This window comes from Cupriavidus pinatubonensis (genome assembly GCF_019602855.1).
Classification (GTDB): Bacteria; Pseudomonadota; Gammaproteobacteria; order Burkholderiales; family Burkholderiaceae; genus Cupriavidus; species Cupriavidus pinatubonensis.
This window is the reverse complement of the sequence record NZ_CP080766.1, coordinates 1298482-1312711: the sequence shown is the minus strand read 5'-3', so window position 1 is coordinate 1312711 and position 14230 is coordinate 1298482. Positions and strand designations below refer to the sequence as shown.

Genomic DNA, 14230 nt, shown 5'->3' with positions numbered 1-14230 from the left:
TACGCGCCGGGTGCCGGCGGAAGCAAGAAGAAAATCGTGGAAGACCAGGCGCAAGCTGGTCTCAGACCGGCCCGGTCACAGACTCACTACCTACGGCATCGGGCGCGTGCAAGCGCCGATACAGATCATCAATCCGCTCCCGGCTGGCCCGCAATTCTTCGCGTCCCTGCTCCGTGAGCAGGTAGACCCGCCCGATCCCATCCCGGAGCACGGACTGCAGATACCCCTCCATCTGCAAAGCGCGCAGCAGAGGCCGCACCGTGCCGATATCGACCTGGAAGCCGTATTCCATCAACATTTCTGCAAGCATGGCCACGGTCGCGGGGACTTCCATGGCGAACTGCAGGACGTAAACGCGGGCGAGCAAGCCCAGGAACTGTCGTTTCATGTGGCAGGCAACGCAGAACGGGGAAAGCTGGTTGACGCAAGTTGCGCAATGTGATGCATGCGCCTGACACGGAGGTCACAACAACTGGCATGGCATGCCGGAACTGATAGCTTGCGCCTCGTTTCGGCAAAAAAGAAGCCGCCAGAGTCTGGCGGCTTGTCGGGAATGCGTCGGAGGGGTCAATTAACTCTGGCGCAGACCAGATTTTAGTTTGATCGAAGTGGCGTTGTCACGTGCTTGACGTATTTCCCCCTCTACCGAGGGGTGTCGCTGTAAGGCTTTCGGAAGGTCGTATTGCGTGCAACCGTCCTGATTGTGGGATTGGTGCCTTAAATCGCAAGAAAATCGTATTTTTGTGATGATTTATTCGCAATTTCGAAGGCGCAGATCAAAGCCTGCTGCGGCCATGGAGACGTCCGAAAACAGCTTGCGGCTTGGCCTCGTGCTGGCGTCTAATCCGCCCATGCCGATGGCAAGTCACCAAATCATGAAACCTGCCGATCTCGTCCGCCTGTTATCGCTGGCCGCCCTCTGGGGCGCCAGTTTCCTGTTTCTCCGTATCGGGGCCCCTATCCTCGGGCCATTCCCGACCGCCTTCGTGCGCGTCCTGATCGGTGCGGTTACGCTGGCCGCCTGCCTGCCAGTGCTGGGCCTGCGTTGGGAAATGCGCGGCAAATGGCCGGCCGTCCTGATGCTCGGCGTGGTGAACTCCGGGATTCCGTTCGTGATGTATGCCGTCGCGGCGCTCTGGCTGCCGGCCGGATATTCCGCAGTGTTCAATGCCATGACGCCGCTGATGGGCGTGCTGATCGGCGCGCTGTTCTTTGCCGAGCGGCTGACCCGGGCCAAGGCAGCGGGTGTGTTGCTGGGCATTGCCGGTGTGGCGGTACTCACGCGCACCGGTCCGGTGGCGTTTTCCGTGCATGTGATGCTTGGGGCGCTGGCCTGCCTGGTGGCCACAGCATGCTATGGGCTGGCTGGGTTCCTGACGCGCCGGTGGATCACCGAGCGGGGCGGGCTGGACAGCCGCCTCGTCGCTGCCGGCAGCCTGATCGGGGCAACGCTGTTCCTGCTGCCGTTCAGCGTCGGCGCGCTGGCACAGCACAACACGCTGCCCGATGCGGGCGCCGGGGTCTGGGCGGCCATGCTGGGCCTCGGCGTGGTATGCACCGCGCTGGCTTACATCCTCTATTACAGGCTGATTGCCGACCTCGGCCCGGTGCGTTCGCTGACGGTCACGTTCCTGATCCCGCCGTTCGGCATGGTCTGGGGCGCGCTGTTCCTGCACGAATCGCTGTCGTGGGCGCACCTGGCGGGTGGCGCGCTGATCGGTGCCGCAGTGTGGCTGGTGTTGCGGCCGTCCAGGCCGCTGGCACAGCCCGAACCCGCGCGTGGCTGACCTTCAGGCACCGGTCACTACGTTGTAGCGCTCACGTACCAGCGTTACCACGCGGCGCGCCTGGCGTAGGTTGCGCACGGCATCGGCCTCGGAGCGCTCGGGGAAATCGACTTCGGCGCTCCAGTTGCAGCCGGTGTGGTCCGGCTGGTGCACGCACAGCGCACGTAGCTGGCAGTCCTGGCAGCCCGGCTCCTGGCGCAGGCACAGGTTGAGCAAACGCTTCAGTTCGGACAGAGGCTTGGTCAGTCGGTCCATGATCGGCTCCTGCTAAGGCGCGCCGTGCATGTCAGCCGGCCGGTTGTTCGGCCCGGCATGCCGGGCAGATGCCATACAGCACCAGCATGTGCTCACGCAGCGCGAAATCGTTGTCGGCAGCCACCTGGCGCTGGCGCTGCTCAATGCGTTCGTCCCGGAATTCCTCGACGCGCCCGCAGTTCACGCAGATCAGATGGTCGTGATGGCCGCCCTCGTTGAGCTCGAACACGGCATGATCCGACTCGAAGCTGTGGCGCAGCACGATCTCGGCCTGCACGAGCTGGTTGAGCACGCGGTACACGGTCGACAGCCCGGCGTCGTCGTCCTGCGTGAGCAGGATGCGATAAACGTCTTCGGCGCTCAGATGGCGCCGGTCGCTGGTGCGGAACACCTCCAGGATGCGCATGCGCGGCGACGTCGCCTTGAGACCAGCGCGCTTCAGGTGGGCAGGATCGGACATCACAGTTGGCATGGCATGTGGCTACAGGCGCCATCCAGGAATGGCGTCGCGAAAATCGGTGGAAATCAGGCTGGAAGACGTCCGGAACGCCCTTGCGGTGCGTCCCGGACGTGGCGCCGTGCCGGAACGGCTGGGCGGCGCGCGGAATAAAAAGGCGGCTTGGCTTGTCGATGGATGACGCGGTCGGGAAAGCGGGGTCTGGTTGCTTTCCCGACCATCCGGCGACTGGCTACTGCCAAACGCTCCGCGTTACGGAGCGGTCCCCACAAAAGTCGGTAACGGGATGTCGCCTGCTGGCGACGATCCGAAATACTTTCCGGCAGGCACGCTGCTCACGCCGTGTGCCGCGACGGTGCCAGGTTAGCCGGATTGTCTGTATCGCGTTGTTGCTGCGTCAGACAGTGATGACATAGTAAATGGGAATCGATCTCATTACAAGTGAGTTTTGGGTTTTTTCGCGAGGACGGGGATCCTCATGTGTTGGGTCAGCCGGCCCTGCCAGACAGCGCTTCCACCCATCTTCCCGGCGTCACCCCGAAAGCGCCTTTGAACTGCCGCGTCATATGGCTCTGATCGGCGAATCCCGCCTCGATCGCGGCGGCGCTCAGCGAGGCGCCTTCCATCAGCAGACCCCGCACCCGGGCGAGCTGGCATTGCGTACGGAAGCGCCCCGGGTTCGTGCCGAACAGCACGCGGAACTGTCGCGCGATAGTCCAGCGATCGAGGCCCGCGGACCGTTCCAGCGCTTCCATGTCGAGTTCGCGCTGGCTGTCGCCGATGATCAGCTCGCGCACGTGCATCAGCGCCGGGAGCGCCAGCGCGCGGGAGCGTTCATCGGATGGGTGCCCGGCGGCGTCGAGCAGCAATTGCGTGACCGACGCCACGATATCCACGCCGCTCAGCGCGTCGACGGCATCGTCAAGGTTCCATACGCCGGTGGCGAGGCACTCCGCGATCCGCGCCGTCCCGACCACCGGATCCGGCACGAAAGGCAGCGCGCGTCCGCCCAGCGCCTGCTGCACCAGCGCCGGATCGACATAGACGATCCGGTAGCCGAAGCCCTCGGGCGTACCGGCTCGGCCATCGTGCAGTTCGTCAGGATGCAGGATATGGCATTCCCCGGGCAGGCAGTGGCGGGTTTCGCCGCGATAGCGGAATGTCTGCACGCCGCTCAGCGTGATGCCAATGGCGTAGGTGGCGTGGCGGTGCGGGGCGAACGCGTGATCATGGAACTGCGCCTCGGCACGCTCGATGCCCGCTGCACCGGGCCCGAACCGCATGCGGTTTCGCAGGGGCGCACCGCTGTCGCCTGCACAATCGTTCAAGACAGTCTCCGCATGGCTTTGTACGCTTGCACCAATGCTAACGCTAACCGGAGACGCACATGGCGGTGGGATTCATCGGACTCGGTGTCATGGGGCAGCCCATGGCGCTCAACCTGGCGCGAGCCGGCACGCCGCTGGTGGTGTGGAACCGCTCGGGCGGGAAATACGAGCCTCTGGTCGAGGCGGGCGCCGCGGTGGCGGACAGCCCGGCGGATGTGTTCACTCGCGCCGGCGTGGTGATCCTGATGCTGGCGAACGACCGGGCCATCGACGAGGCACTGGGCCGCGGCACGCCAGACTTTGCCGCACGGGTTCGCGAACGAACGATCGTGCATATGGGGACCACTTCGACTGCGTACTCGCATGGGCTGGAGGCTGACATCCGTCTGGCGGGCGGCCAGTATGTCGAAGCACCCGTGTCGGGCTCGCGCAAGCCGGCGGAGGCCGGCCAGCTCGTCGCCATGCTCGCGGGCGACCCGGCAGCCATGGAGCAGGTGCGGCCGCTGCTGGCGCCGATGTGCCGTGAGGCGATTTCCTGCGGCGCTGTGCCGAACGCGCTGACGATGAAGCTTGCGGTCAACGTGTTCCTGATCACGATGGTCACCGGGTTGGCGGAGGCCATGCATTTTGCTGAACGCCACGGGCTCGATCCGGCGCATTTCATGGCCGTGGCCAATGCGAGTCCGATGGCAAGCGATGTGTCGCGCATCAAGGTGGCAAAGCTGGCCGCGCGCGACTTCTCGGTGCAGGCCGCCATTACCGATGTGCTGAAGAACAGCCGGCTCGTTACCGAGGCCGCGAGGGCAGCGGGAATGGCATCGCCGCTGCTTGATGTCTGCCATGCGCTGTACGGCGAGACCGAAGCGCTGGGACTCGGCCAGGATGACATGGCGGCCGTGATCCGCGCGTTGGAGCAGCGCACGGCGCAGCTCGGCTGAGGGCGCTTACGTCGCCGAAGTCGTTTCGCGCGGCAGCTCCAGGACCCATTCGCGGAACGCCTCGAGTGCTTCCGACGGCGGCCGGCCCTCGGGATAGGCAAAGTAGTAGCCCTGCTGTTCATCCAGCACGCGCTCGACCGGCACGACGAGTTCGCCGCTGCGCAGTTCGCGCTCGACCAGCAGCCGCGGCGCCAGGCCGATGCCGAGGCCGGCCGCGGCGGCGGCGGTCATCATCGTGAACAGCTCATAGCGCGGCCCGCGCGATGCGGCGATGCTGTAGTCCCAGCCCTGCACGGCATACCAGTCGCGCCATGCCTGCGCGCGCGTGCTGAGGTGCAGGTGGCGGCAACGCGAGAACGTGGCGGCATCAGCGACCGGGTTCTTCTCAAGGAACGCCGGGCTGCAGACCGGCACCACGCCGCCTTCGCGGAAAATCATGCCGCCGCGCGTGCCGGGCCAGAACTGGTCGCCGAAGTAGATCGCGGCGTCGTAAGCGCACTCCTGGAACGAGAACGGCTGCGAGCGGGCGCTCAGGTTGACGGTGATGTTAGGGTGCCGCCGCGCAAAGTCGGGCAGGCGTGGAATCAGCCATTGCGTGGCAAAGGTGGGCACGACTGCGAGTTCCAGCGTGAAACCCATGACGCGGCCAGCGGTGATTTCGAGCGTATCGCGCTGAAGATGATCCAGATGGCGGCGGATGCGGGCCGCATACTCGCGGCCCGTGTCGGTCAGCACCAGGCGCCGGCGCACGCGCGAGAACAGCGCCACGCCCAGCCGTTGCTCCAGCATCGCCACCTGCCGGCCCACGGCGCTTTGCGTAAGCGCCAGTTCGTCGGCCGCACGCGTGAAGCTGCCGAGCCGCGCCGAAGCCTCGAAGGCCTGCAGCGCGCCAAGGTTGGGGATGTCGTTTCTCATGGGAATGACTGCGGACGGCGCGGGGGCGCTCAGTATAGCGCCTGCTGCCGGGGCGGCACTTCGTGCGCGGCACGCACAATGTTGTGCGGATTCCGCGCTTGTCGCGTCACCGTGCCGGTCCTATGCTGCCCCGGCAAATTCCTGCCCTCCCCCAATCACCATGCACCCGAATATCGCCACGCTGCTGTCCGCTAACCTCGGTGAATCCCGAACCCGCCACCTGCTGTCGCTCGTCAGCGTGCCCGACGGCCTGCCGTCCGATGCCGAAGGCCGCGCCACGCGTGCCGAGATTGCGCAGGCGTTGAACATGGTGCTGTTCGCCGGCATCCTGGACCGCGTGCCGACCGGATGTGCCTATACCGATGACGTCGCCGCGACCGGCGGCAAGGTGGTGTTCGATCACGGCGCGCTGCGCACGGTGAAGTGGCGCGACAATGGCGCGCTGCCCGAGGGCGAGGCCGCGTTCACGCGCATCCTGCGTCCGCTCGGCTATCGGCTGAACGGCAACTATCCGCTGGATCGCATCAGCATGACGGGACGCTCCTATGCCCATGCCGACGCGCCCGAAGGGATCGCGCAGTTCTTTGTGAGCGAGTTCCACCCGGAACGCTTCAGCGACGCCTTCCGCGAGGCGGTTGGCCGCGTGACCGGCAACTCCGCCGATCCGCTGACGCCGCGTGCCCAGACGCTGCTGTGGCAACTGGATCGGGATGGCGTGCTGGCGGTAGCTGACGGCGCCGAACTGATCGGCCTGCTCGTGCCTTGCTTCGAGCGCCAGCATGGTGTCCCGAGACTGGCGGACTACGAAACGCTGCTGCGGGAATCGGCCGAGATGGCGTGGATTGCCACCGAAGGCAACGCCTTCAACCACGCCACCGATCGCGTGGACGACGTGTTCGCGCTGTCTGAACAGCAAAAAGCGCTGGGCCGGCCGATGAAGGACAAGGTGGAGGTCTCGGGCAGTGGCCGCGTGAAGCAGACCGCGTTCCGTGCTGATACGGTGCGGCGCCAGTTCATTGGCGCGCAAGGCGAGACGGTAGAGCGCGATGTGCCGGGTTCGTTCTACGAGTTCATCACGCGTGACCGCTTTGCCGATGCGCCTGCAGCCAGCCCGCGTGTTGACCTCGGGTTTGATGCTGGCAATGCGCAGGGGATTTTCAAGATGACGGCGGCTGTCTGACGGCAAGAAAAAAAGGCCGCGATGTATTCGCGGCCTTTGTCAGAGCCATGGCAGTTCGCTACGCCTTCTTCGCATTAATCACTGCCTCAGCCACATTGGCCGGCGCCTCGGCGTAATGCTTGAACTCCATCGTGAACGTCGCGCGTCCTTGCGTCAGCGAGCGCAGAGAAGTCGAGTAGCCGAACATCGTCGCCAGCGGCACCTCGGCGCGCACGACCTTGCCGCCGCCCCCCGCGATCTCTTCCATGCCGTGCACCATGCCGCGCCGTGACGACAGGTCGCCCATCACGTTGCCGGTGAATTCCTCCGGCGTTTCCACTTCCACCGACATCATCGGCTCGAGCAGGATCGGCCTGGCGCGCTTCATGCCTTCCTTGAACGCCATCGAGCCGGCCATGCGGAACGCGTTCTCGTTCGAGTCCACGTCGTGGTACGAACCGAACACCAGCGTGGCCTTGACGTCGACCACCGGATAGCCGGCCAGGACGCCGGCGGTCAGCGTTTCGCGAATGCCCTTGTCCACCGCCGGGATGAACTCGCGCGGCACTACGCCACCCTTGATGGCATCGACGAACTCGTAGCCGCCGCCATGCGGCATCGGCTCGAGATTGAGCACCACGTGACCGTACTGCCCGCGGCCACCGGACTGCTTGATGAACTTGCCTTCGACGTCCTTCACGCCCTGCCGGATGGTTTCGCGATAAGCCACCTGTGGCTTGCCGACCGAAGCTTCCACGCCGAACTCGCGCCGCATGCGATCGACCAGGATTTCCAGGTGCAGCTCGCCCATGCCGGAGATGATGGTCTGGCCGGATTCCTCGTCGGTGGTCACGCGGAACGACGGGTCTTCCTGCGCCAGGCGGTTCAGCGCGATGCCCATCTTTTCCTGGTCGGCCTTGGTCTTCGGCTCCACCGCCTGCGAGATCACCGGTTCGGGGAAGCTCATGCGTTCGAGGATGATGACCTTGCCCGGATCGCACAGCGTATCGCCGGTGGTCGCTTCCTTGAGCCCGACCGCCGCGGCAATGTCGCCGGCGCGCACTTCCTTGATTTCCTGGCGCACGTTGGCATGCATCTGCAGGATGCGCCCGAGCCGCTCGCGCTTGCCCTTGACCGGGTTGTAGACCGTGTCGCCCGAATTCACCACGCCCGAATACACGCGGAAGAAAATGAGCTGGCCAACGAACGGGTCCGTCATGATCTTGAACGCGAGCGCGGAGAACGGCTCGTCGTCGCTCGGGTGGCGCTCGGCCTCGCGGTCGTCCTCGGTGTGGCCGAGGATGGCCGGCACATCGGCGGGCGAGGGCAGGTAATCGATCACGGCGTCGAGCATGCTCTGCACGCCCTTGTTTTTGAACGCGCTGCCGCACAGCATCGGCACGATCTCGTTGGCGATCGTGCGCTTGCGCAGGCCTTGCTTGATCTGCGTCTCGGTGAGCGGTTCGCCGGCCAGGTATTGCTCGAGCAGCGCCTCGTCGGCTTCGGCAGCGGCTTCGATCATCTTGTCGCGCCATTCCTGCGCGACCGGCAGCAGCTCGGCCGGGATGTCCACGTACTCGAAACGCACACCCTGGCTGGCATCGTCCCAGACCACGGCCTTCATCTTGACGAGGTCGACCACGCCCTGGAAATGGTCTTCCGCCCCGACCGGGATCTGGATCGGCACGGCACGGCCCTTGAGGCGGTCGGCGATCTGGGTCTGCACGCGGAAAAAGTCCGCGCCGACGCGGTCCATCTTGTTGACGAACGCGATGCGCGGCACGTTGTACTTGTTGGCCTGGCGCCAGACCGTCTCGGATTGCGGCTGCACGCCGCCCACGGCGTCATAGACCATGCACGCGCCGTCCAGCACGCGCATGGAACGCTCGACTTCGATGGTGAAGTCGACGTGCCCCGGCGTGTCGATAATGTTGATGCGGTGCTCGGGGTAGTTGCCGGCCATGCCCTTCCAGAACGCCGTGGTCGCCGCCGACGTGATGGTGATGCCGCGCTCCTGCTCCTGCTCCATCCAGTCCATGGTCGCAGCGCCATCGTGCACTTCCCCCAGCTTGTGGTTGACGCCGGTGTAGAACAGGATACGCTCCGTCGTCGTCGTCTTGCCGGCGTCGATATGGGCACTGATGCCGATGTTGCGGTAGCGCTCGATGGGGGTTTTGCGGGACACGGTGGTCTCTCCTGGATGACACCAATGAAATAGAGTAGCACCTGTCGCACAAGCGCGTTTTCCCCTGCAATCGGAAGGGGCAGGCCGTCGAACCGGCGCGCGGCCGACCGACTTTAGGTAGCAATTCCGCGAATCTGAAGACGAATCTGCCCAAAGAACGCAAGGAAATTGCTTCGCCCTGAAGCAGAGTTCTCTCCAAGCCGCGACGGCGGTGCCTGCCTATACTTTCCCGCTTGTGTTTCGCGTTCCCGATCTGCGTTTCCCAATGCGCGTTTCCGAATGCACGTTTCCTATCCCGCGGTTGCCGGTCGCCCGGCGCCCGACGCATTCCTGACCGATACCGATACAGAGGAACAGACAGGCAAGCATGGCTACCGTCCTGATCGTCGATGATCACCCCGCGTTGCGGCTGGTGATGAAATCGCAGCTTTCGCAATTGCTCGGCGTGGAGCATATTCTTGAAGCCGACAACGGCCAGTGCGCGATCGAGGCCGTCCGCCAGCACAAGCCGGAACTGGTGATGCTCGACCTCGACATTCCGCGCATCGGCGGGCTCGATGTGGCGACAAGGGTGCGCGACATTCACCCTCCGGTACGCATCCTGGTCGTGACGGCGCTCGATCCGGCGGTGTTCGTGTCGCGCTCGTGGCAGGCTGGCGTGCAGGGTTTCGTCAGCAAGACGCAGGACATCCGGGAAATCCTGCGCTCGGTGGAATCGGTACTGGCCGGCTACACGGTATTCCCGGCGCTGGCGCGGCGCGGCTCGCCCGGCCCCGTGCTGTGCGGCGACGACGAGAACCTGCGCCGCCTGTCCGACAAGGAGCTGGTCGTGCTCAAGATGCTGGCGCGTGGCCTCTCGTACAAGACCATCAGCGGCGAACTGTTTATCAGCAACAAGACCGTCAGTAGCTACAAGGCCCGCATCATGACCAAGCTGCAGGTCAGCTCGCTCGTGGAACTGGTGGATTTCGCCCGCCGCTGCCGGTTGGTCCAGTAGCAGTCGTTGCCGGTGGCGCAGGCTCAGGGAATTTGAATATCCCGTGCAGACGGCGCGCGTGCAAGGCGACACCGGCGCTGGCACACTGTCGGTCTGATCAATGCTCGAGACTGGACAGGGAGACGGCTGTGGGCGAGTTGCAGACCATGCTGGAACACCATGGGCTGATGCTGGTATTCCTGAACGTACTGGCGGAACAGGCAGGGCTGCCGATTCCGGCGTATCCGATGCTGTTCGTGGCCGGTGCGCTGGGCGTCCAAGAAACCGGCCCGTCGATTGGGGCGGTCCTGGCAGCCGTCATTGCGGCCTGCCTGATCGCAGATACCGCCTGGTATTTCGCAGGCCGCCGGCTGGGCCAGCCGATGCTGCGCACGATCTGCAAGGTGTCGATGTCGCCGGATACATGCATTCGCCAGACCCAGTCGCTCTATCTTCGTGTGGGGCCGCGTTCGCTGGTATTCGCCAAACTGCTGCCCGGCGCCGGTGCGTTGTCCACCGCCATGGCTGGCATGACCGCTACGCCGCTGCCGGTGTTCCTGTTCTATGACGCCCTCGGCGCGCTGGTATGGGCAGGTGCGGCGCTGCTCATCGGCGTGGTATTCAGCGATTTTGTCGATGTCATTCTTGCGGCATTCAGCGCCTACGGGCATCTGGCGGTGATGGCGTTGCTGGGCGCATTCGCGCTGTTCCTGGCCTGGCGCGTGTGGTGGCGTTTCCACATGCTGCGCCGCACGCGGCGGATACCGCGCATGACTGTCGATGAACTCGAAGCACGCCGCCGCGCCGGTACGCTGCCGCTGGTGCTGGACGTGCGCGCGCATGGGCCGGTGCCGATCGAGCGCATTCCGGGCGCCGTGGTCGTCGACATGCATGGGCCGCTCGATGCGCTGGGCGGGCAGCTCGAATCGCGCGATATCGTCGTCTACTGCGCCTGCCCGAATGAGATATCGGCGGCCATCCTGGCGGAACGGCTGCGAGTCGCCGGCTACGGCAAGACCTGGGCCCTGGCAGGCGGCTTCGACGAATGGAAGCGCCTGCATGGCGATGACGCCGCGCTGCACGCGGCCCATGCCGCCAATGACGCGGCAGCCAGCTGAGCCGCCCTTGGGGGCGGCAGCTGTCAGCGCTTGCCGGCGGTCTGGAACACCGACAGGTCCGGATAGACCGCTCGGATCTTCTCCCACTCGGCAACGTTGAAGAACTGGCACTTGCCGGCCCCAAAGCGCTTGCCCACTTCCACGCAGAAGCGCACGGCCTCGGCGATGTCGATCTCATGGTTGGCCGACGTGGCACTGCCCGAGACGACCGATTGTGCCGTGACCGCCACGCCCACCACCGGCGCCTGCGTGGCCACGTGCGGCTGCATGATGCTGTTGAAGTGGTACAGGCCGTTGTGGTACGGCGTGATGTCCTGCTGCGAGATCGGGAACGTGACGGCCGGGCAGCCGGTGGTCGATTCCATCGTCGCGACCAGGTCCGGGCTCACGCGCAGGATGTAGCCCTGCATGGCCGTCGGCGAGATCGCGAAGCCGCGATGCTTGATGATGCTGTTGCCCTTGGACGCATCGATCGACAGGATCGCGTCCATTTCCGGCAGCACCTGGTAGTCGTTCATGGTGTCCGACGACACTGGCATGCCCATGAACGGCACCGGGTCATGTGGCTGCATCGACACATTGGTCGACAGGTGCGTCGTCACAATGACGTCGCCGGCCAGGTGGTCGCCACGTGCCTTCATCTGGGCGAGCTTCAGCGCCACGGCCAGGCAGCCGATCGGGCCGTCCGCGTCGGAGACCAGGCCGACCAGCTCGGGCCGCGCGCCGATGGCGCCGTTGCGGCCGATTACGCCCAGTGTCGGCGCCTTTCCGCCTGCACGCTTACCCGCGGCGCCCGGCACCACGATGGTGATGAAGTCGCTGGTGTTGGCGGTGTTTTCGGGCGGCGCGTTGTGCACCGTGGTCACTTCGACCGTTACGCCGGCTTCGGCGTAGGGGGCGAACAGTTCCTGGACGACCGCGCCATTGGCGTTCGGGCTGTCCAGGGCTTCATGAATGACCAGCGTTTGCTGCAGGGCCATGGCTTTCTCCAAATGAAATTGCGTAGTGCCGCGCACGCGGTGGTGCGCGGCGGGAAATGCGGTCAGAACTTGTGGCGCAGGCCGACCATGACCGTGGTCTGGTTGTCGCGGCCGTCAAGGCGTCGGCCGCTGTCGCCGGTCCAGTTCGTGGTGTTGTTGCCAAACAGGCCGGACCAGTCGCCGCGCACCCAGTCGTAGGCGACGGCCAGGTAGGCGTCGGTGCGCTTGCTGAACGCGTAGTCGGCCACGCCGTAGGCCGTGGTGCGATTGCCGCTGAAGTTGTCGGCGCGCGTGCGGTTGTGCATCACGCTGCCGATCAGCGTCACGTTGCCGGTGACGGGGTAGCTCGCGCCGACGGTGAAGAAGTCGTCGCGGCGGCTGCCGTTGAAGACCGCGTTGATGGCGGCGCGGTTGGTCGGCGTGGGCGCGGTCGACATGCTCGTGATGGTGGCCGTGTCGGTGCCGCCGCGCGACGAATCGAAGCCGCCGTCGCGGTCGCTGTAGATGTAGTTGGCGAACAGGTTGCCGCGGCCCACGGCGGCATTCAGGCCAGCCATGTAGATGCGCGCCGCGCGACTCTGGATATCGCGGGTCTGCTGGAAGTCGCCGATCGCGGTAATCGGGCCGGCCGCGTACTTCAGGCCGAGCGACACCGACGAACTCGCCGATCCCTTGCCTGCCGTCTCGCCGAGCGCGTATTCGGCGATGACCGATACCGGGCCGAAGTTGCCGGTATAGCTGACCGCGTTGTCGTAGCGCTGGCCGGTGAGGTACACCATCCACGAATTCGACGGTGCCGCGCCGACGCCGAGCGGATCGACGTAGTACAGCATGGTGTTGGCCGTGGTGTACTGCCGCCCCATGGCCAGCTCGCCCCACCGGTTGCCGATCTTCACGTAAGCCTGCCGGCCGAAGAGCTGGCCTTGCTGGTCCAGCTTGCCGGTATCGGTCAGGAAGCCGTTCTCGAGCACGAAGCCGGCCGTGAGGCCGCCGCCAAGATCTTCGCTGCCGCGCAGGCCGAAACGGCTGCCTGACAGGAAGCCTTCGCCGCCCTGCTGCAGGCCGAGCACCGCGTCGCCAGCCGGATTGGAATGCGTCTGGTACGTCAGCGCGCTGTCGACGACGCCGTACAGCGTGAGGCCGGACTGCGCCATGGCGGCGGCGGGCAGGCTCATCAGCAGCGGCAGGGCCACGCGGGCGGCGCGGCGGAACGGTTGGCTCATTGTGGTTTCTCCTCCAGAGGGTAAAAGGGGGGCCGCGCAGGTGGCGGATGACCGCGGCCTGCGTCGGTATTTGTTTCTACGTATTGGCCGGGCCTTGACGACCCGGCGGGGTCAGCGGGGCGGGCGCTTAGATAGCGAAGCCCGGCCAGTCCTGCATCCCGGCCGGGCCGGTGATGCGAGACAGCGGAAAGGTCTCGCCTTCGCGAATGGTCTCGACCTTGCCTTCCGCCGGGAACCACAGCGCACGACGCTCGCCGAGCACCGTGCCATGGGTGCCGTCGCTGTACAGCGCCGAGCCTTCCGGCAGCGCGAACACCTGTTCCGGCGCATTGATGTGCAGGAACTCGGCCAGGCGCTCTTCACGGCTTTCGCCGTTATGGCCAGCGGGCTTGCCGCTGATGAAATGCGGGTTGATCTGGAACGGCACCAGGCCAAGCGCGCGCAGCGACGGCGGCTGCAGGATCGGCATGTCGTTGGTGGTGCGGATGGTCGGGCATGCTACGTTGCTGCCAGCGCTCCAGCCGACGTACGGCGTCCCGGCACGAATTTTGGCGCGGATCGCGTCGACGATGCCTGCGTCATACATGCGTTTGAGCAGCGCGAACGTGTTACCCCCGCCCACGGCGATGGCTTCGGCTTCGTTCACCGCGCGCAGCGGATCGTCGCTGTGGTGGATCGATTCGAGCGCGTAGCCCAGCTTCTCGAACACGGGCTTGACCATGCCTTCATAGGTATCGAAGCTGAACGTCACGCCCGCGAACGGCACGAACAGCACCTTGCGCGGCTCGCGCTTGAGCAGCGTGTGGATCTGCTCGCTGGCGTGCTCGAGGTAGCCAAGGTTGTCCTTGCGCGAGCTGCTCATCAGGAGGATGCGTTGGGTCATGTCTGGGTTTCCTTCAGGGATTCGGC

Annotated in this window: 14 protein-coding genes; 5 read left to right on the top strand and 9 right to left on the bottom strand. The window is 65.3% G+C overall.

The window, feature by feature from the left end; genetic code table 11:
- Window positions 1-61 precede the first annotated feature (61 nt).
- On the bottom strand, window positions 62-388 hold the full coding sequence (locus tag K2O51_RS06010) for a PadR family transcriptional regulator (RefSeq protein WP_011301635.1): 327 nt from the start codon (window positions 386-388) through the stop codon (window positions 62-64).
- Between the two features lie 487 nt (window positions 389-875).
- Here K2O51_RS06010 and K2O51_RS06005 point away from each other — a divergent pair, with 487 nt between their 5' ends.
- The gene (locus K2O51_RS06005) at window positions 876-1787 is read left to right on the top strand and encodes a DMT family transporter (RefSeq protein ID WP_220630623.1); all 912 of its coding nucleotides are present in this window, start codon (window positions 876-878) and stop codon (window positions 1785-1787) included.
- Window positions 1788-1790: 3 nt separating this feature from the next.
- On the opposite strand, the gene K2O51_RS06000 is transcribed toward K2O51_RS06005, so the two are convergent.
- The 3 genes from K2O51_RS06000 to K2O51_RS05990 all read right to left on the bottom strand — a co-directional run bounded on the left by K2O51_RS06000 (window position 1791) and on the right by K2O51_RS05990 (window position 3827).
- Window positions 1791-2042 (bottom strand): hypothetical protein, encoded by a 252-nt coding sequence (locus K2O51_RS06000; protein WP_011301637.1) that lies wholly within the window; start codon window positions 2040-2042, stop codon window positions 1791-1793.
- Between the two features lie 31 nt (window positions 2043-2073).
- Window positions 2074-2502, bottom strand: a complete 429-nt coding sequence (gene fur / locus K2O51_RS05995; protein ID WP_425332979.1) for a ferric iron uptake transcriptional regulator — start codon at window positions 2500-2502, stop codon at window positions 2074-2076.
- 485 nt (window positions 2503-2987) lie between these two features.
- Entirely contained in the window at window positions 2988-3827 is an 840-nt protein-coding gene (locus K2O51_RS05990) for an AraC family transcriptional regulator (protein ID WP_220630621.1), read from the bottom strand.
- A gap of 59 nt (window positions 3828-3886) precedes the next feature.
- On the opposite strand from K2O51_RS05990, the gene K2O51_RS05985 reads away from it, so the two are divergent.
- Window positions 3887-4765 carry an NAD(P)-dependent oxidoreductase gene (locus K2O51_RS05985; RefSeq protein ID WP_220630620.1) on the top strand — a complete coding sequence of 293 codons (879 nt, stop codon included), beginning with the start codon at window positions 3887-3889 and terminating at the stop codon, window positions 4763-4765.
- 6 nt (window positions 4766-4771) lie between these two features.
- Here K2O51_RS05985 and K2O51_RS05980 read toward each other — a convergent pair whose 3' ends face one another.
- Window positions 4772-5680, bottom strand: coding sequence for a LysR family transcriptional regulator (locus K2O51_RS05980; RefSeq protein ID WP_011301641.1), 909 nt, complete (start codon window positions 5678-5680; stop codon window positions 4772-4774).
- A 160-nt stretch (window positions 5681-5840) separates the two neighbouring features.
- On the opposite strand from K2O51_RS05980, the gene K2O51_RS05975 reads away from it, so the two are divergent.
- Window positions 5841-6860, top strand: a complete 1020-nt coding sequence (locus tag K2O51_RS05975; protein ID WP_140949474.1) for a DUF1338 domain-containing protein — start codon at window positions 5841-5843, stop codon at window positions 6858-6860.
- Window positions 6861-6918: 58 nt separating this feature from the next.
- Here K2O51_RS05975 and fusA read toward each other — a convergent pair whose 3' ends face one another.
- A complete protein-coding gene (gene fusA / locus K2O51_RS05970) occupies window positions 6919-9024 on the bottom strand; it encodes an elongation factor G (protein WP_011301643.1) in 2106 nt (701 codons plus the stop codon).
- A 367-nt stretch (window positions 9025-9391) separates the two neighbouring features.
- Here fusA and K2O51_RS05965 point away from each other — a divergent pair, with 367 nt between their 5' ends.
- Together K2O51_RS05965 and K2O51_RS05960 are read left to right on the top strand one after the other, a co-directional pair.
- Window positions 9392-10021 (top strand): response regulator transcription factor, encoded by a 630-nt coding sequence (locus K2O51_RS05965; protein WP_011301644.1) that lies wholly within the window; start codon window positions 9392-9394, stop codon window positions 10019-10021.
- 128 nt (window positions 10022-10149) lie between these two features.
- The gene (locus tag K2O51_RS05960; protein ID WP_220630619.1) at window positions 10150-11118 is read left to right on the top strand and encodes a DedA family protein/thiosulfate sulfurtransferase GlpE; all 969 of its coding nucleotides are present in this window, start codon (window positions 10150-10152) and stop codon (window positions 11116-11118) included.
- 23 nt (window positions 11119-11141) lie between these two features.
- Here K2O51_RS05960 and K2O51_RS05955 read toward each other — a convergent pair whose 3' ends face one another.
- From K2O51_RS05955 to pepE, 3 genes are all read right to left on the bottom strand, one after another.
- Window positions 11142-12098, bottom strand: coding sequence for a DUF1177 domain-containing protein (locus K2O51_RS05955; protein WP_220630618.1), 957 nt, complete (start codon window positions 12096-12098; stop codon window positions 11142-11144).
- 62 nt (window positions 12099-12160) lie between these two features.
- Window positions 12161-13321 carry a porin gene (locus K2O51_RS05950; protein ID WP_011301647.1) on the bottom strand — a complete coding sequence of 387 codons (1161 nt, stop codon included), beginning with the start codon at window positions 13319-13321 and terminating at the stop codon, window positions 12161-12163.
- 127 nt (window positions 13322-13448) lie between these two features.
- Window positions 13449-14204 carry a dipeptidase PepE gene (gene pepE / locus K2O51_RS05945; RefSeq protein ID WP_220630617.1) on the bottom strand — a complete coding sequence of 252 codons (756 nt, stop codon included), beginning with the start codon at window positions 14202-14204 and terminating at the stop codon, window positions 13449-13451.
- Between the last annotated feature and the right edge of the window lie 26 nt (window positions 14205-14230).